Here is a 17,925-nt window from a genome sequence, read left to right as displayed (position 1 = left end):
CTAGTCCAGCGTTACGATAATCCGTTTTATGACTTCAACAAAGGAGGGAACCCTTCATGGCATACAGAAAGTTAGGACGCACAAGTGCACAGCGTAAAGCTATGCTACGTGATTTAACTACAGATTTAATTATCAACGAGCGCATCGAAACAACTGAAACACGCGCAAAAGAACTTCGTGTGACAGTTGAAAAAATGATCACTTTAGGTAAGCGCGGGGATTTACATGCTCGTCGTCAAGCTTCTTCTTACGTTCGTAATGAAGTTGCTAACGCTGAAAACGGTCAAGATGCTGTACAAAAACTTTTCGCTGATATCGCTCCACGATACCAAGAGCGTCAAGGTGGATACACTCGTATTATGAAACTTGGACCTCGTCGCGGTGACGGTGCGCCAATGGTTATTATCGAGTTAGTTTAATACCTTTTAACAGACAACAAGGGCGCTGGACAGTTTACAAACAAACTTGTTCTTTGCCCTTTTTCTGTAAATTGCAATTCAATATTTTATAGTTTTACCAAGCCAAACGAGTGTTATGATGAGCGTGACTCCACTAAAATGGAGCGATGATTTTTACCCGGAAGGAATTCCTTAATTCCTTTTTACGTCTCGTCTAGCTCATGCACCTCCTCCCATTTCTATTATAGAAATCACTTTTTCGCAGTCACTGAATCGCAGTGCTGCTCAGGGACGAGGTGCAGGCTTTTTTTGTATTTTAGCCGAGAATAGTTTAGCCAGGGGAGATTATGACATGAAAAAATCAATTGTTTCTCTTAAGGGTGTTTCCTTTCAATACGATTCGCAGGAACGCTATGCATTAAAAGATGTCTCCTTTGATATATATGAAGGGGAATGGCTGGCCATTGTCGGGCATAATGGTTCAGGCAAATCTACTATGGCAAAGCTATTAAATGGCCTGCAATTTCCTAAAGAAGGGGAAATTACAGTTGGTGATTTAAATCTTGACGAAGAGTCGATTTGGGATATCCGTAAACAAATTGGAATGGTATTTCAAAATCCTGATAATCAATTTGTTGGAACAACTGTTCAGGATGATGTGGCTTTTGGTTTAGAAAATAACGGAATACCAAGAGAAGAAATGGTCCAGCGTGTTGAGGATTCTCTTAAAAAAGTCAAAATGGATCAGTTTCTATATCAAGAGCCCCATCATCTTTCAGGCGGTCAAAAGCAAAGGGTTGCCATAGCAGGTGTTCTTGCCCTAAGACCGTCGATCATTATTTTAGATGAAGCTACTTCTATGCTTGACCCTAAAGGAAGGGAAGAAGTGCTGGAGACAGTAAGAACTTTAAAAGATGAAAAATTACTAACTGTAATTTCTATTACGCATGACCTGGAGGAGGCAGCCAAAGCGGACCGGATCATCGTAATGAATAAAGGAGAAGTTTTTCGTGAAGGAGCTCCCGAAGAGATATTCTCTATGGATGAACAATTGATCCAATTAGGTCTTGATATTCCCTTCTCAGTTAAAATGAGTAAAGCTTTCCGTCAAAGAGGGATTGACCTATCCAAGCACTATTTATCGGAAGAAGAGTTGGTGACAGAGCTATGGACATCTCGCTCTCACATGTAGAGTACCGTTATCAAGCAAATACCCCTTTTGAGAGATTGGCTATTCAAGACGTTTCGATCGATATTCCTTCCGGCACCTATTTGTCCTTGATTGGTCATACGGGATCCGGAAAGTCTACTGTGTTACAGCACTTGAATGGTCTTCTGCAGCCAACAGACGGAATGGTGAAAATTGGGGACCATGAAATAAAGGCAAAGCAAAAGAATAAAAGTCTCAAACCAGTAAGGCAAAAAGTTGGGATTGTCTTTCAGTTTCCAGAGCATCAATTGTTTGAGGAAACAGTTGAAAAAGATATTATTTTTGGACCGCTTAATTTTGGAGTTACCGAAGAAGAGGCAAAAAAACGTGCCCGTGTTGCGCTAAAACAAGTTGGACTTAGTGAAGAAATCTTAGAAAAGTCACCCTTTGACCTGTCAGGCGGTCAAATGCGCCGTGTAGCTATTGCTGGTGTGCTGGCGATGGATCCTGATGTCATTGTTTTGGACGAGCCTACCGCAGGTTTAGACCCGCGCGGCCGAAAAGAAATTATGGATATGTTCTACCATCTTCATCAGGAAAGAGGTCTTTCCACGATCCTTGTGACACACAGTATGGAGGATGCTGCAAGATATGCGGACCAAATTGTGATTATGCAGCAAGGCAAGGTCGCCAAAAAGGGGACACCAGAGGAGATTTTCTCTAACCCAGTGGAATTAGTGCAAATGGGATTGGATGTTCCAGAAGTAGTTCGTTTCCAGCTTAAGCTTGAGGAAAAAATGGGCGTGAAATTAGATAAAATTTTTCTTTCGATTGACGAGTTATCTTCTGCAGTTTCTATTCTTTTAAGCAGAGGTGTTCGCTCATGATGGAAAAAATGATTTTTGGTCGCTATGTTCCTGCAGATTCTATTCTTCACAAGATGGATCCGCGTTCAAAATTGATTCTTATTTTTTTATTTGTTTGTATCATTTTTCTCGCTAATAACGTTGTAACTTATGCACTTATTGGAATTTATACTTTTTTAATGCTTGGTTTATCGAGGATACCGATCCGCTTTTTATATGGCGGATTAAAACCTGTGTTGTGGCTTGTTTTCTTTACATTAGTCCTGCAGTTGTTGTTTACAAAACAGGGCGAAGTCATTTTTGAATTAGGTCCAGTGAAAATTTATGAGGAAGGCTTACGGCAGGGGATTTTTATTTCCTTACGTTTTTTCTTCTTAATCTTAATGACGTCATTATTGACATTAACGACAACCCCTATTGAGATTACCGATGGTCTTGAGACATTGCTGCATCCATTAAAAAAGGTGCGTTTCCCTGTCCATGAAATGGCTTTGATGATGTCGATTTCATTACGGTTTATCCCAACTCTTATGCAAGAAACAGATAAGATTATGAAGGCGCAAATCGCTCGCGGAGTCGAATTTGCAAGCGGTCCTTTTAAAGAACGTATCAAGGCAGTCATTCCATTGCTCATCCCTTTGTTTGTAAGTTCGTTCAAACGGGCGGAGGAGCTTGCGATTGCGATGGAGGCCAGAGGCTATCGCGGCGGAGAAGGAAGAACGAAATACCGTCAATTAAGCTGGCATATGGCAGATTCCATGCAGCTTGTGATTTTGGTCGTTTTATCAGTCTTATTATTTTTATTACGTTCATAATGGGGCGAATTCATGCAAAGGTATAAATGCATTATTTCCTATGATGGCTCGGGTTTTTCCGGTTACCAAGTTCAGCCGAATAAGCGGACTGTGCAATTAGAGCTAGAAACTGTTTTGGCAAAAATGCATAAGGGTGTTCCTGTGAAGGTATCAGGTTCAGGCAGGACGGATGCTGGTGTTCATGCGAAGGGGCAGGTCATTCATTTTGATTCGGCAATGCCTATTCCAGAACATAAGTGGGAGCTGGCGTTAAATTCGCTACTTCCAGCCGATATTTCGGTAATTTCTGTAAAAGAGGTTGAAGAGACCTTTCATGCCCGTTTTGATGCTGAGGGGAAGGAATACCGTTATCTGTTATATCGTTCTTCTAAACGGGACCCGTTTCAGCGGAATTTTGCTTATCAGTATCCCTATGCTTTAGACGTCGATGCCATGAAGCAAGCCAGTAAATACTTTCTTGGTACCCATGACTTTACGAGTTTTTGCGCTTCGAAAACGGAAGTAGTAGATAAAGTTCGGACGATTGAAACCATTGATTTTGTGGAAGATCGTGACTTGCTTGTGATTCGTTTTGTTGGGAACGGGTTTTTGTATAATATGGTTAGGATATTAGTAGGGACATTATTAGAGGTAGGAGCTGGCGAGCGGAAGCCTGGGGACGTGGCTGATATTCTTGCTGGTAAAGACCGTCGTTTAGCAGGAAAAACCGCACCAGCACACGGATTGTATCTATGGGAAGTTTTTTATAATAAAACAACCTAACCTGGTGTAACATTCCCTTGACATTTTGACTGTGATTGATTAATATATTACATGTGCGTGTTTTTAATCCCACGATAAAGCCCCGGAAAGTCTTCATCGTGATTGAAAATATATGATTTTTGAAAATTGAGCGCACGTCAGGCCTCGGTCGTTTATTCCCGGAACAGAATGGAACGCTCGAAGGCGTTGACAGTGCGAAAATAATAACACTTAACGGATTTAATTAGGAGGGAAACTCATGCGTACAACGTTTATGGCAAATGCCAACAATATCGAGCGTAAATGGTACGTAATTGATGCTGAAGGCAAAACTCTTGGTCGTCTTGCTTCTGAAGTAGCATCAATCTTACGTGGTAAAAACAAACCAACTTTTACACCACATGTTGACACTGGTGATAATGTTATCATTCTTAACGCTTCTAAAGTAGAATTAACTGGTAAGAAATTAACTGACAAGATCTACTACCGTCACAGCTTACACCCAGGTGGTTTAAAGCAAAGAACGGCTCTTGAAATGCGTACAAATTATGCTGAGAAAATGATTGAGCTTGCTGTTAAAGGCATGCTTCCAAAGAATTCTCTTGGCCGTCAAATGTTCAAAAAATTACACGTATATGCTGGTGCAGAACATCCACACCAAGCACAAAAACCTGAAGTTTACGAACTTCGCGGTTAATTAAGAGGGAGGGAATTAACTTGGCACAAGTTCAATATATTGGTACTGGTCGTCGTAAGAGCTCTGTCGCACGTGTGCGCTTAGTTCCAGGTACAGGTAAAATTGTTGTTAACGGTCGTGAAATCGAAGATTATATCCCATTTGAAGCTTTACGTGTTGTTGTAAGACAACCATTAGTAGCTACTGAAACAGTAGGCAGCTACGATGTTCTTGTAAACGTAAGCGGCGGTGGATACACTGGTCAAGCTGGCGCAATCCGCCACGGTATTGCTCGCGCATTACTACAAGCTGACCCTGAATTCCGTCCAACATTAAAGCGCGCTGGTCTATTAACTCGTGATGCACGTATGAAAGAGCGTAAGAAATACGGTCTTAAAGGTGCTCGTCGTGCGCCTCAGTTCTCAAAGCGTTAATTTTCAACGTTTCGAAGGCTCTCAACCAATTTGGTTGGGGGTCTTTTTATATGCTGAAAAGTACCTTTTACATCAATTTGAAAATATTCCAAAATTCAATCTGATAATATAATTATCAATTGACTTTCTCAAACTTTAAAACATTGCATTTTATATTCTCAATGACTGGGATAGACCGCCTATATGTTTAGGCGGTCTATCCTTCTTTACATATTCATTAAAATCACTGAAACCATAAAGGAGTGGTGTTATCTTCCCGAATGCTATTGTGATTAATGAAGATTTCTTCACCAGCGGAAATATCTTTAATCGCATAAAAGTTAATTAAAAAGTATTCTTTATTATACTCAAATTTCGCATTGGGATTGTATGAGTGATTATATATTGAGCCATATCCCAGAGCAAGCGCATATTGTTTTTCACCCCAATCGAAGAGGAATTCAACAAGTGCGGTGTTCTTTAAGCAATATCTGTCGGTTCGGGGGAAGACAATAATTGGTGATTGCTCAATGAGTTCCCCGTTTTTTATCTCATGTACAGCAAACACTCCTCTTACATACTTGTCGGATTTTTTTACACATATTGGGCCCAAAGTAAAACCCCTTTCACATATTTAGATCAGTTAAAACGTTTCATGTTAATTAATTTCGAAGTAACAGTCAACTAGTTATAGGTCTAAATAAGCGAGTCGCCTTTTCAAATAGGCTGCTCTGTCACGTATGAATTGAAATATCACTTCCGCCTCCCCATCAAATTTATCGATATCCTTGTTTTTATATGGATCTTGGAGGACATGAGGTCTTAAAGCTTGATGTAATGAAGTAACCTTATTTTCTAAATATTGAACGGTGAACTTGGTTTCCAAAATTTCCTCCAATATTTCTCTAAAAAGTTTACGAAACTCAGGTGTTTGCAGAAGTAGAAAAGAAAGATGGTTGGTTTTTTTTCCGCCAATAGGAACATAATTATATCTCATGTTTCTGCCGTTTATTTTTCGTCCCCAGGTAGCATCATAATCCCAAGGAATAATCTCAAAAAGACCTGTTTCACTGTTACGGTAAAGGGCATAGTTACGTGTAAATCCATCATTATTCATGGTACAGACAGCGCCTGCCATCCAACGTGCGTAGTTACTAATATCAATGTACTGGGAGATGGTTTGAGGAAACTCGGAGAGGTGGATTGTATTAATTTGCTTTACCAGTTCAATGAGGTATTCATCATCTGATTTGTTCCCAAACGCTCTTTTGTAGCCCGAAGTAAGTGAATTTTTTGGCTTTCCTTTATTATTTTGAGAAAAATTTGCCTTATCGCTTACGGCATAATAAATCGGACCTAAAGGGAGTCCTCTTTTTCTCAAAAACATTTCATCTACAGATTCCAATAGCAAATAGACCCCTTTTAATGAACCATTCCTTATTAAATCGACATGTTGACTCTCTGGCGAAAGAACACCAATATCCTGGAAAAAATCGAGGGAAAGTTTGTTACGGATGAGTGAGGGATCCTTATATTCGGCATTAAGATGAATGACATTGGCACCGGAGAATGCTCTTGGTTGAATGAACTCAATCATATATGATTTTTTACGGAATTTCCGGGTATATGCACCTCGGTAGCAAATATCAACCTCATAGTCGGTATCTCCCACTTGTAAACAGGCTGGAACAGTAGTATTTCTCCGAATATCACTTCTTAGATCTTGTAAATCCGCTTCTTCAATAACTAAAGAATAAGTTTGAATTTGATAGGACATTTTTCCATTCCCTTCTTTATTCTTAAGGTTGTCTTTATGAATCGAGTTCTCCCTTCTTTCATCCAAAAAAACACCTCCTTAATCAACTTAATTCATTTTATTTATGGTTTGTATAAATTGAATAAACTGATTGCCCAAGCAAGGCTAATTTTATAATTTTATTATGTTTTCAGCTGGAATACATCACATGATCCTTTATGCGTAAAAAGGGTGTATGAAGGAGAGATTATGGTACTTGATCGGCAGGGGCAGCAAGTAATTGTTCATTTCGACAATTGGCCTACCCCGCAGGATCTCAGAGCTAAGCAAATTCTTACACCGAATTATTTCGGCTTGCATACTTGACCACATTATTTGCACAAAATCAAAGACTCCCTGCCACTATGGCTGGGAGTCTTTTTTATGGTTCATAAACTTTTTTGATAGAATTTGGGAAGAAAGAATTGTTTTTTGTATCGCTTGGCGATATATATTGCAAATATGCATAAAAACCTTCATATTTAATAGTAAAGGGGGTCCGATATGCGACGTGATATTCTACCTAATGAACGAGCTTTTTCTACCAAGGAAGCGGCGGAAGAAGTGGGAATTGCAACACCAACTGTTCGAAAATATGGCCAAATCTTAGAGCGGAATGGATATGAGTTTTTGAAAGATGGCGATCGGCGCATCTTTGTTCAGTCTGACATTGGAGTGCTTATAGCGTTACGCGATACGGACAAGCCTCTGGACGATACAGCGAAAGACATTGTTAATCAACAAAAGGAAAGATTAAAGGGGTCCACTGAGACAGAGATTGCGCTTTCCGATCCATACGAAAATTTGCCACAAGACCCCAATCAATTAAAAGAAATCTTAATGTTTTTAGTCAATGAAGTCGCAGCTACACGTGAAATAAATACCCAACTAACGAACGATTTGTCTCAACTTAAAACACATGTATCCCGTCTTCAGCAGGATCATCATGTTATAAGTTCAAATATTGCAAATTCGGCTCAAAAAACCATAGCTAAAATTGAGAAATTATCTGAACAGCAAAATACTCATTACGAAACATTACTACAACAAGAAAAAGAAAAAAGTGAATTCTTACAATTAGAAATTCAGAATTTGCGAAACGAGCAGAATAAAGAATGGATTTCACAAAATGAATTTAATAAACGTTTAGAAGAAGCGATACAAAAACCTAAAGAAAAATGGATGGGGATTTTTTCCATTTTCCGAAAATAAAGTGCCTATTTAAGGCATTTTTTGTTTTGTATCGCTGGACGATATAACTAGTAATTTTCGACTTTTAGAGGTCCCCATTTTCAAATTCCAACAAAATTCCCGGGAAATATCTACAAAATCTGAAGTGTAATTCGACAAAATTTTATTTTTATTATTAATTACTCAATAACCCCAGATTCCATAATCATTACATCTGCATGAACCTTTACTTTTAAATGCGGGTAGTCTGTTTCCCATTTTTTATAATTGAATCTCCTGGTGTGGCTTTTAATAAAATGCCCAAATCCAACTGGATCAATATTCTTTTCTTTAAATCTGGTTATTAATAATGAGCATTCTTTTTCGATATTTTCCTGAAGAATTTTTTCGATTTCTTTAATTTCCTTTGGTGTGACACGTGCTCCAGAGTATTCATTTAATACTGCTTTTATCTTTAGCTGAACATTTACAGTTAAGGGATCTCTAGAGGCAATTTTCATTTTATATTTGGAGCGAAGACTTTCTATAGCAGCCCTTTCCTTCTTATGGGTCACCTTTAAGGTCCCTCGACTATACTTGTCGACAAGAAGCTTGAAATAAAACATTTTCGAAGCCGGAATGGTATCTACAACACGGCCATAGTAAAAAAAGCTGATACCACTGATTTCAATTTGCTCTTTCCCTAACTTTCTTATTTCTGGAAGATAGGGCGTTTTCCCTTTTTGATTAAAATCAAATAAGAAGCGATGAAGGTTTGTTTTCGGTATATCTTTGTTTTTCATATTATGATGAATGAGATTAGATAAATAAATAGCATTCCCTCTTTTTCCATAATTCCCTTCTATGACATTTTTTGACTCCCCCTTAGTAACTGCCAGGTATAAACCAGCACCAATACTAGGATCGCGTTGAAACGAATCAATTAGGTCTAATATTCCTTTTTCTCTAGCTAGATCTTCACCAAAAAGAACAACTTTGATGCTCCCAGTGACAAGTGGATCTGATGATTGACGCTGGACATCTCTTAAAAAGTCTCTGCTTAAATTAGAAGAGGCAGAAAAGGTTTTATTTTGCACCTCTTTATTTGGTAAATAGATAGGTACTAAGGCAGTGCCTCTTATTTTTCCATTAACATAATCATAGGCACTCCCAGATTCCAGATTTACATCATCTAAGATTTCCTTTTCCACACAACCCGTAAGAACTGTAATGACAATTAAGCTGACAATCATATTTTTTATCACTTTTTCTTCACCTTCTTCACAATCAGCACAAGAAAAAATAGCAGCGGGATATACCCATAGTTTAAATAAAATGAAATTTTACCCGTATAATCTATGAGTGTGTTTATTTGGATTCGTGTCTTAAATAAATTTATGGTGATTAACACTACCAATGATATGAGGAGAACTCCATATTTTTGCTTCAAATGGGCCGCTCTTTTTAGTACACGGCTAGCGCACCATAAAGAAATGCAAAAATTCGGCAGAATAACGATATTCCAATTGGCTATTCCGATGTACTCAAAGCGCTCAACAAAGGGCATTTCAACAATTTTCCACATCGCTAATGTCGCCCAAACACTCTTCTGAAGCTGTACCTCTGAAAAATAGGAAAAGGTAAGAATGGTAAGCGCCGTATATAGAAAAGTGGTATATAAAACGCCTAAATGAGCCCATTTCTTTGATTTTTGTGGTTCTTTAATAAACGGATAGAAAAACAGTAGTATCTCATATCCTAAATAGGTAAGAGACATTTGATAGGATGCCATGAGCAAATCTTTTATTGAGTGATCAAGGATTGGAAATAAGTTCCTAGCATCGGCATACGGAAGGGTAAAAAGAAAAGAGAAAAATAAATAAAACGGTAATACAACTCCAAAAAATGCTACTCCTGTTACGATTCTAAATCCGCCAAAAATGATATAAATCGCTAAACCACAAAAAGCCAGGGAATACCAAAAGGTACTCATATCTTGAAACATCCAAACTTGGATGACCTCAATAAAAGCCCTGAGAATTGTCAAAGCCACAAGTATAAAATAAATAACAAATGGAAGTGTCAGGAGCTTACCTATTTTTTCTCCAAAAATAAAGCAATGAACGGAAATCAAATCACCGTTTACGGTTTCAAGGGTTTTATACATCATCCAAATAATGATGTGGATGCATAATCCAGCAATAATAACCGAAATCCATGCGTCATATCCAGCCGTCATGGCGATAATTCGCTGGAAACCAAGGACACCTACACCAAACTGCATTGTGTGGATTAGGAAAAAAACTAAAAAAGGCGATATTTTTGCTTTTTCGGGTACTAATTGTTCCATAGCTCAATAACCGCCTCCTATTCGTCAATATCACTTTTTTTAACCTTTTTAGTCATAGGCGTAAACCGAACAGGCTTTAGCGTCCTTAAAGTTTGCGGCCTTTTGGACTGTTTACTGAATGGCAGCCTAATTAGAGAATCTTTAAGGTCCGTCATTCTAGGTGGATAAAGTGGTTCTAAAAAGGGCCTGTTAAGAGAAGTGAGCCGGAGCAAGTGTGTCATTAAGAGACAAAAACAAAACACAATTCCAAGCAGACCCCATAGTTCTGCAAAAAACAAAAAGGGGAATCGAAGCAACCGGATGGCATTGCCCATTTTATATACAGGTGTTGTAAAGGATGCCAGCGCCGCCAGTGCCACAATGATCAATAAGACATTACTTGTCAGTCCCGCTTCAACTGAGGCGGTCCCGATTACGATCCCGCCTACGATACCAATCGTCTGACCAACCTTTGTCGGCAGGCGGGCTCCAGCCTCCCTTAGGAGTTCGATGGTCAGTTCAAGAAACAGTGCTTCTAATATTGGCGGCAGCGGAATCTCTCGGCGTGAGGTTACCAAGGTATTCATTAAATCCTTCGGTATAAGCTCGTAATGGTATGATAATGTCGCAACATATATTGGTGTTACTAAAATAGAAAACATAACGGCGAATAGCCGGATCAGCCTGAAAAAGGAAGAAATCATCCAGTTTAAAAAATAGTCCTCAAATGAACTAAAGAATTCGACCAGCGTTGTTGGGGCAATCAAGGCATGCGGAGACCCGTCAACGAATATTGCTACCTTCCCCTCAGCTAGAATCGCTGTGACCCTATCCGGACGCTCTGTATCCAGAAGCTGTGGAAAGGGGGAGTTTTTATTATCAGATATGAGTTGTACGACATAGGAACTATCTGTTATAGCATCAAAATCTATTTTTTTTATCCGCTCGACCACGGTTTGAACATTATCTGGATCGGTAATTCCGTCAATATGGAGAACGACAATTTTTGTTTTTGACAGAGTACCAACAGTTAATTCTTCAATAATTAATTCTTTTATCGGAAGTCTTTTACGGATTAAATTGATATTTTGCTCAATGGATTCGACGAAGGCCTCCTTCGGGCCAATGACGCTAAATTCAACTTCAGGTGTTGTTACACTTCTGACAATTTCCTTTTGAGCCGCTAAAAACGCAAAATGTTTTTGATCCGTTTCAAGTGTTAACAGGACATATCCATTAAACAACTTTTGCTCGATTACACTTGGATCATTGCTGATTTGCACATCAGCAAGTGCGACAATCCTTTTGACATCCTCGATCTTTTCAAAAGGTTTATCTAATAAATAGGGAATTGCACTGTTTTGTAAAATGCTCTCGTCTATGAGTGTAGAGATAAAAGACAGGGTAAACTGGTTTTTTGTTGGCTGATTAAGATATGAAACTTTTTTATAATCCTTTGAACGCATTAAGTATTGTTCAAGCGATTTTTCATCATCTAAATGTTCGTGTTTTTTTGTAAACCAACCCATTAGTCGAATCACCTCCGTATTCAGCATTACTTTTATCTTTTCCTTTAGTGGAAGGATTATGAATTCAAAAGAAAATCCCCCATTAAGGGGGAATTATATCTTATAACACCTCAAACCATACGGGCGATTGGTCATCAGGGTTTCCATTATAATTAACTAATATTTCTTCGCCTGCTTTAATATCGGTAAAAGCATAAAAATTAATCGTATCCGTTTTCCTTTTAAATTTATATTTGGCATTCGGTGTGTAGGAATGGTTAAATAACGAACCGTAGCCTAATGCGACAGCTCGGGTTTTATCATTTTTCCCCCACCAAAATACGTAGTTTTTCAGCACTGTTTTTTTCAAATATTTATATTCTTCATGAGGTACGACAATGATGGGCGAAGCATCTAAGAGCTCACCTTTTTGGATATCCCTGGTCGCAAAAACACCTCTTCCGTACTTCGATTCTTTTACTTCCAGCACTGGTTCTTGGCCTCCGTTCATTTATAGTTCTTATAAAAATATTCATGATAATAGCGAATTGTTAATTTGTAATAATAAAAATTGGAAATACCGTCTTTGCATTTCTTATGAACGAGGGATAAAGAATAGTTCTAAGAGGTGAAAAAGAAGTGACTGTTATAACTACCTTTAAAGAAAAACGACGTGAAAAACAAATAAAATACGAGCGTTCCGTCCTGCGGGAGTTATCGATTAATACACTGAAAGAAAGAGTGAGACAGTATTTTGGTTCTACGAATATTGCTTCAAGCATGATCATGAATACGGGAATAGAGGAAGCCTGCTATGATGTTGCCCTGGAAGCTTTTTTATTAGGCGCGAAATTCAGCAAATTTGGCTACCATGGAGAGAGTTTGGAAGACGTAAGGATGCGCTGTTTCCGCGAAGAACAACATTTGATTGATACCTTATATAATTTTTTACTATACTGGGGAAATGGCCAAGAAGGCGCCATGAGTGAATCCCTTTATTATTTATGTGAGCAATACATCCATGTTTGGTGGAGAGAGGGCTACGAAAAAGGCCAAAGACGCCATAAGCTGCGACTTCATTAAAATTGTCCAGCTTTAGCGACTAGGGGCTCTATGGTCTACAGCCCCTGATCAAGGCGTTTTCGCTTTTCGCTGTAATATTTTTCCCCCTTGTCCCATATAGTTTATTGAAGGGACGAGCGGGAAGGAATGATTTGGTTGTCAAAGCGCAGATTGAAAATAATTGGTTTTTCGGTGGGTTTACTGGTATTATTCCTCATCTTACAGCACGATTTTTCGGAAAATAACTCATGGAAATCCTGGAATCTTCCCTTATCGGGGAAAATAATCTTGCTTGACCCAGGCCATGGCGGTCCTGATGGGGGGGCTGGAACTGGGAAAACACTCGAGAAAGATATTGCTTTAGATATTACGTTAAAAGTCAGGGATCTTCTGCAGCAGCAGGGGGCTCTTGTGGTGATGACAAGAGATACCGATACGGATTTAGCCGATGATGATACAAGGGGTTATAGCCGCAGAAAAGTAGAGGATCTGAAGAAAAGATTAAAAATGATTAATGATTCCGATAATGACTTTTTTGTCAGTATCCATTTAAATGCGATTCCTTCTTCAAGATGGAGTGGTGCCCAAACCTTTTATGCACCACACCACAAAGAAAATGCAAAAGCGGCTAAATTTATCCAAGAGGAGCTCCGCGAAAATTTAGGGAATACCAACCGTAAGGCGAAACCAATAAACCAAGTGTATATTTTAAAAAATGCAAAAAAGCCAGGGGTGTTAGTTGAGGTAGGCTTTCTTTCCAACCCAGCTGAAAAGGAAAATTTGAAAAAGAAATCGTATCAAGAGAAAATAGCGGAATCCATATACCGTGGGGTCATTCGTTATTTCACGAATGAAAAAGAATTAAAAGAAACAGATTAAAGGAAGGTGAGAAACACCTTCCATTTATTTTGGCTTTTTTGTCTTGATTATTGTTAACCTGTGATTCAATTAACTGACTCTCTGAACATGTATGATATACTGAAAGATGGAAACGAATTCAATTGGTGAGGTGTTTACTTAATGTTAACAGAAGCAAGAATCCGTGAGGCAATTAGCAGCCTCAAAGAGCCATTTTTACATAAAAGCTTAGCTGAATTGAATGCAATTGAGGAAATTAAGATTAAAGAAGAAAAAAATCATGTGAGTGTGAAGGTGGGGATCGCTCGAACGGGAACGAGCGAGCAATTGCAGCTGCAAACACAAATCGTGAATTTATTAAAAGAAGCTGGGGCAGCAACCGTAGGTATTCGCTTTAGCGAACTACCGGAAGAAATTTTAGCGGCACACCGCCATGCAGAGCCTGAAAAAGAGAAAAACCTTCTCAATTCGGCAGATACTACGTTCATTGCTATTGCCAGCGGTAAAGGCGGAGTAGGGAAATCAACAGTATCTGTCAACCTTGCAGTCGCTTTAGCGCGCCAAGGTAAAAAGGTAGGCCTTATTGACGCTGATATTTACGGCTTCAGCGTACCAGATATGATGGGAATTACGAAGCGCCCTGTTGTTCGAGGAGAAAAGATTATTCCTGTTGAGCGCTTTGGTGTTCAAGTCATTTCAATGGGCTTTTTTGTGGAAGACAATTCCCCAATCATTTGGCGTGGCCCGATGCTTGGGAAGATGTTAAACAGCTTTTTCAATGAAGTAGAGTGGGGAGAAATTGATTATTTACTATTAGATCTGCCGCCAGGAACAGGAGATGTCGCGCTTGATGTTCACACTATGCTTCCTGCATGTAAAGAAATTATCGTAACCACTCCACATCCAACAGCAGCTTTCGTTGCTGCACGCGCTGGGGCGATGGCTATTCGTACGGAGCATGAGGTCCTAGGGGTCATTGAAAACATGGCTTATTTTGAAAGCAAATTAACCGGTGAAAAAGAGTATGTGTTCGGTCAGGGAGGCGGAGATAAGCTTGCCGAAGAATTAAATACTGAGGTTCTTGGCCGCCTGCCGCTTAACCAGCCAGACTGGAATGATGAAGACTTTGCTCCTTCTATCTACCAAGAAGATCATCAAATCGGAAAAATTTATCTGGAAATTGCTGATAAAGTAGTAAGCCTTCTTAAAAAATAATGTCAAAGAAGCCCCTTCGGTTTAACGAAGAGGCTTCTTTTTTGATATAGGCTTTTTTAAGAGCCGCCCTGACCGCCCTGACCGCCGCTGGATTTTTCGGTTGACCCGCTTTTACTGCTGGCTTTCGTATTGGCTTCTTCAGCGGCCTTTAGGAGCAATTCTTGAATTTTAGCCTTAAACAATGGACTATCTACTGTTTCGGTAATGACTTTTTGAAGATGTTCGCGATATTCTTTACTTTTTAAAGCATCTGCCATTTCTTTTTGAATTTCTGGCTCTTTAAAAACTTCAATCATCATGCCTCTATACTCTGGATCATTCATCAAATCCTTTAAAAGCTTTTCATTTTCGGATCTCATGTTTTTGGCAACGCCTTTAGCAAATTTCGGATCACTGAAGGTTTTTTTCCAAAATTCAGTCGCTTTATCGGAAGTAAGTGTTTGCGAAATGGTGTCAGAAACCACTTTTTGATCCATTACTAATTTCTCTTTTATGCCATCTTTGGACATAACTTCTTCAATAGCCTTCTTGCCATCATCGGTTTTCAGAATATCCACGACCATCTTTTTTGTTTGGTCGTAGTCAACTTGCCCTCCGCTGCTTGTATCACTAGAAGAACAGCTTGTAAGCATCACCATAATGGGTAGGAGGAGCAACATCTTTTTCGCTTTCATATTCAAGCTCCTTTCACATAAGAATCCTTAATTTTATAATGAAGAAAACTTGGGGAGATTATTCGTTAGAACTTTAAAATATGGATTTTTCACATGTTGATTGATACAATCAGTATGGAATTTATTTTGTACGTTGGAGGTTTATAAGGTGACAAGCCGTAATTTGGTAAGATTGTTTATGACCACTTTAGTAGTTGGCGGGCTCACGACGGCTATTGTGGGATTGATTGTCCGCTGGAATGAAATGCAGCCATTTTTTGTTGGATTTAAAATTGGCGATATTTTGTCGGCATTAATCTGGTTTATTGTCATGGGGTTTTTATTTAGTGCTATCAGCCAAATGGGCTTTTTTGCATATTTAACGATTCACCGGTTTGGAATAGGAATATTTAAATCTGTTTCGCTCTGGAATGCTGTTCAGATTGTCCTAATTTTATTTGCTTTGTTTGATTTGGTTTATTTGCGTTATGGAAATTTTGCCAAATCCGGACAATCGATTCTTCCATTTTTCGTACCGGCTATAATCCTTTTAGTTGTCGGTGCAGTGGCGGCGTGGTATAAAATGAAACAGACCAATAAGCAAGCATTTATCCCGGCACTGTTCTTTATGGTTGTGGTAACGATTGTAGAGTGGGTTCCTGTTCTAAGGACAAATTCTAAAAACTGGCTTTTTCTGATGATGTTTGCATTGATGGCCTGTAATGCCTATCAATTATTAATTCTCCACAAATTGAACACACAATCAGAAAAGGAAAGACAGGAAAGACTCAAACGAAAAGCAAATAGCCCTAAAAAATTAACAAAAAAACCGTCCGTATAAAATGGACGGTTTTCTGTTTAATTGATAATCTTCGACTGAACTTCCCCGTTAGTAATCATCTCAGAAACGGAGACGAGCTTTAAGCCTTTTTGACGAATATCCTGAAGAATAAGCGGCAAGGCTTTGGCAGTTTGTTTAGCCGAGTCAGAAGCATGAAGGAGAACAATATCTCCCTTTTCGGCTTTTTTTACATTTGCGACGATCTTTCCGACACCAGGGTTGGTCCAATCCTTTGAATCTACATGCCAATGAACCATGGTGTATCCATATCTTTTAGCGATTTTTAAAGCACGCTCGTCAAAATGTCCTGTCGGCGCACGTAATAATTTAATATCCTTCACATTTAATTTTGCAAAGACTTCCTGTGCTTTGGCAATATCCTTTCCAATCTTTACGTCCTCTAAATCCCGATAGTCTACATAATCATACCCGAGAATGCCAATCTCAAACCCATCTTTGACAATCCTGCTGACAAGATCAGGATGTCTTTCAGCCCATGATCCAGACAAAAAGAACGTAGCTGATTTCACATTTTCCTTTTTTAAAGTATCTAGAATAGGCTCCGCCTTTTCATCACCCCAGCCAATATTAAAGGTTAGAGCAAGGTCTTTTTCACCGCGATAAACGGCTTTCGGACCTTCCTTTGTTGAAAAGACAGGTATTTGTGCAAGGTTCTCCATATAGAGGAACCATGCAGTGAAAAATGCAGCGATTAAAATGAGGGCAACACTCTTTAAGGCCTTTCCGTTTAGCACAACAAAGAAATTCATCATGACCACCTCGTCCAATACCATCCTTGTCTTCAGCCTATGCTTATTTTTTTGATAATATGATTAAAGAATTTTTATTATAAAATTTCAATAATTGGAAAATACTACAATAACTAGAAATTTCACTGGGGGTAATTCAATGTTTGGGCTTCTCATCAATGAAAAAGAAGTAAAAGAGATGGAATACCTAATTAAAAGAGAAATGGATGAAATATTATTTGATTTAAGGGATGAACGCATTGATCATATTGTAAAAAGAGCTATGGAAGAGCGATACAAGGTACTCTTTACTTTATTTAGAAGAGTTGCATCACCAAACGATTGTTTAAGATATATAAGGAGAGGTAAGAGGGACAGAAAAAAGGGATAATTTTTTTTTGAAATTTCGTTGACAAGAATAACCTATCTTGGTATATTAATAAACGTCGCTGCTGACCTGGTAAAACAATTTATAAAAAAGTTGTTGACTTTACCAAGTGCAGATGATATATTTAAAAGGTCGCTTTTGAGCGGTTGATTGTCCTTTGAAAACTAAACAAACAAAAACGTCAACAAACAATAATATTCGTTTCTTTTGAAACGAGCCAACGTTTTATTTTATGAGCTAATCAACTTTCTTGGAGAGTTTGATCCTGGCTCAGGACGAACGCTGGCGGCGTGCCTAA

At 38.7% G+C, this 17,925-nt stretch carries 21 protein-coding genes; 13 read left to right on the top strand and 8 right to left on the bottom strand.

The annotated features are described in order from the left end of the window. Positions 1 to 56 precede the first annotated feature (56 nt). The 7 genes from rplQ (at position 57) to rpsI (ending at position 5,080) form a co-directional block, all read left to right on the top strand. Complete coding sequence (rplQ, locus tag AC59HZ_RS28705) at positions 57 to 419, top strand: 50S ribosomal protein L17 (RefSeq protein ID WP_289989314.1); 363 nt, start codon at positions 57 to 59, stop codon at positions 417 to 419. Between the two features lie 331 nt (positions 420 to 750). Then, entirely contained in the window at positions 751 to 1,590 is an 840-nt protein-coding gene (locus AC59HZ_RS28700; RefSeq protein WP_496549173.1) for an energy-coupling factor ABC transporter ATP-binding protein, read from the top strand. Then, positions 1,566 to 2,435, top strand: coding sequence for an energy-coupling factor ABC transporter ATP-binding protein (locus AC59HZ_RS28695; protein ID WP_496549172.1), 870 nt, complete (start codon positions 1,566 to 1,568; stop codon positions 2,433 to 2,435). Before AC59HZ_RS28700 ends, AC59HZ_RS28695 begins: the two co-directional genes overlap by 25 nt. Then, positions 2,432 to 3,229: an energy-coupling factor transporter transmembrane component T family protein gene (locus AC59HZ_RS28690; RefSeq protein WP_496549171.1), complete on the top strand. Its 798-nt coding sequence runs from the start codon at positions 2,432 to 2,434 to the stop codon at positions 3,227 to 3,229. The genes AC59HZ_RS28695 and AC59HZ_RS28690 overlap by 4 nt, the downstream gene beginning before the upstream one ends. Before the next feature lie 12 nt (positions 3,230 to 3,241). Then, positions 3,242 to 3,991: a tRNA pseudouridine(38-40) synthase TruA gene (truA, locus tag AC59HZ_RS28685; RefSeq protein WP_496549170.1), complete on the top strand. Its 750-nt coding sequence runs from the start codon at positions 3,242 to 3,244 to the stop codon at positions 3,989 to 3,991. 238 nt (positions 3,992 to 4,229) lie between these two features. Then, positions 4,230 to 4,667 carry a 50S ribosomal protein L13 gene (rplM, locus tag AC59HZ_RS28680; protein ID WP_496549169.1) on the top strand — a complete coding sequence of 146 codons (438 nt, stop codon included), beginning with the start codon at positions 4,230 to 4,232 and terminating at the stop codon, positions 4,665 to 4,667. A 20-nt stretch (positions 4,668 to 4,687) separates the two neighbouring features. Then, on the top strand, positions 4,688 to 5,080 hold the full coding sequence (gene rpsI, locus AC59HZ_RS28675; RefSeq protein ID WP_098533175.1) for a 30S ribosomal protein S9: 393 nt from the start codon (positions 4,688 to 4,690) through the stop codon (positions 5,078 to 5,080). 223 nt (positions 5,081 to 5,303) lie between these two features. Here rpsI and AC59HZ_RS28670 read toward each other — a convergent pair whose 3' ends face one another. Both AC59HZ_RS28670 and AC59HZ_RS28665 read right to left on the bottom strand, forming a co-directional pair. Beyond that, positions 5,304 to 5,672, bottom strand: a complete 369-nt coding sequence (locus tag AC59HZ_RS28670; RefSeq protein ID WP_496549168.1) for an SET domain-containing protein — start codon at positions 5,670 to 5,672, stop codon at positions 5,304 to 5,306. 75 nt (positions 5,673 to 5,747) lie between these two features. Continuing rightward, entirely contained in the window at positions 5,748 to 6,836 is a 1,089-nt protein-coding gene (locus AC59HZ_RS28665) for a CotH kinase family protein (protein ID WP_496549218.1), read from the bottom strand. A 522-nt stretch (positions 6,837 to 7,358) separates the two neighbouring features. Here AC59HZ_RS28665 and AC59HZ_RS28660 point away from each other — a divergent pair. Next, positions 7,359 to 8,066 (top strand): SH3 domain-containing protein, encoded by a 708-nt coding sequence (locus AC59HZ_RS28660; protein WP_496549167.1) that lies wholly within the window; start codon positions 7,359 to 7,361, stop codon positions 8,064 to 8,066. A gap of 158 nt (positions 8,067 to 8,224) precedes the next feature. Here AC59HZ_RS28660 and AC59HZ_RS28655 read toward each other — a convergent pair whose 3' ends face one another. The 4 genes from AC59HZ_RS28655 to AC59HZ_RS28640 form a co-directional block, all read right to left on the bottom strand. After that, entirely contained in the window at positions 8,225 to 9,289 is a 1,065-nt protein-coding gene (locus AC59HZ_RS28655; protein WP_496549166.1) for a Ger(x)C family spore germination protein, read from the bottom strand. Beyond that, positions 9,286 to 10,374, bottom strand: coding sequence for a GerAB/ArcD/ProY family transporter (locus tag AC59HZ_RS28650; RefSeq protein ID WP_496549165.1), 1,089 nt, complete (start codon positions 10,372 to 10,374; stop codon positions 9,286 to 9,288). The genes AC59HZ_RS28655 and AC59HZ_RS28650 overlap by 4 nt, the downstream gene beginning before the upstream one ends. A 17-nt stretch (positions 10,375 to 10,391) precedes the next feature. Further along, positions 10,392 to 11,882, bottom strand: coding sequence for a spore germination protein (locus AC59HZ_RS28645; protein ID WP_496549164.1), 1,491 nt, complete (start codon positions 11,880 to 11,882; stop codon positions 10,392 to 10,394). Between the two features lie 100 nt (positions 11,883 to 11,982). After that, positions 11,983 to 12,372 carry an SET domain-containing protein gene (locus AC59HZ_RS28640; RefSeq protein WP_496549163.1) on the bottom strand — a complete coding sequence of 130 codons (390 nt, stop codon included), beginning with the start codon at positions 12,370 to 12,372 and terminating at the stop codon, positions 11,983 to 11,985. Positions 12,373 to 12,500: 128 nt separating this feature from the next. On the opposite strand from AC59HZ_RS28640, the gene AC59HZ_RS28635 reads away from it, so the two are divergent. From AC59HZ_RS28635 to salA, 3 genes are all read left to right on the top strand, one after another. After that, entirely contained in the window at positions 12,501 to 12,944 is a 444-nt protein-coding gene (locus AC59HZ_RS28635; protein ID WP_496549162.1) for a YbaK family protein, read from the top strand. Between the two features lie 135 nt (positions 12,945 to 13,079). Then, positions 13,080 to 13,802, top strand: coding sequence for an N-acetylmuramoyl-L-alanine amidase CwlD (gene cwlD / locus AC59HZ_RS28630; RefSeq protein ID WP_496549161.1), 723 nt, complete (start codon positions 13,080 to 13,082; stop codon positions 13,800 to 13,802). Positions 13,803 to 13,943: 141 nt separating this feature from the next. After that, positions 13,944 to 14,996, top strand: coding sequence for an iron-sulfur carrier protein/transcriptional regulator SalA (salA, locus tag AC59HZ_RS28625; RefSeq protein WP_496549160.1), 1,053 nt, complete (start codon positions 13,944 to 13,946; stop codon positions 14,994 to 14,996). Positions 14,997 to 15,052: 56 nt separating this feature from the next. Here salA and gerD read toward each other — a convergent pair whose 3' ends face one another. Then, positions 15,053 to 15,670: a spore germination lipoprotein GerD gene (gene gerD / locus AC59HZ_RS28620; protein WP_496549159.1), complete on the bottom strand. Its 618-nt coding sequence runs from the start codon at positions 15,668 to 15,670 to the stop codon at positions 15,053 to 15,055. A gap of 148 nt (positions 15,671 to 15,818) precedes the next feature. On the opposite strand from gerD, the gene AC59HZ_RS28615 reads away from it, so the two are divergent. Continuing rightward, the gene (locus AC59HZ_RS28615) at positions 15,819 to 16,490 is read left to right on the top strand and encodes a KinB-signaling pathway activation protein (RefSeq protein WP_430067615.1); all 672 of its coding nucleotides are present in this window, start codon (positions 15,819 to 15,821) and stop codon (positions 16,488 to 16,490) included. Between the two features lie 17 nt (positions 16,491 to 16,507). On the opposite strand, the gene pdaB is transcribed toward AC59HZ_RS28615, so the two are convergent. Further along, on the bottom strand, positions 16,508 to 17,260 hold the full coding sequence (gene pdaB / locus AC59HZ_RS28610; protein WP_496549217.1) for a polysaccharide deacetylase family sporulation protein PdaB: 753 nt from the start codon (positions 17,258 to 17,260) through the stop codon (positions 16,508 to 16,510). 139 nt (positions 17,261 to 17,399) lie between these two features. Here pdaB and AC59HZ_RS28605 point away from each other — a divergent pair, with 139 nt between their 5' ends. Beyond that, entirely contained in the window at positions 17,400 to 17,630 is a 231-nt protein-coding gene (locus AC59HZ_RS28605) for a hypothetical protein (protein WP_496549216.1), read from the top strand. Positions 17,631 to 17,925: the final 295 nt, after the last annotated feature.

The organism is Neobacillus sp. DZ-9, from assembly GCF_059587065.1.
The sequence above is the reverse complement of the archived record's forward strand: the minus strand, read 5'-3'. Positions and strand labels throughout refer to the sequence as shown.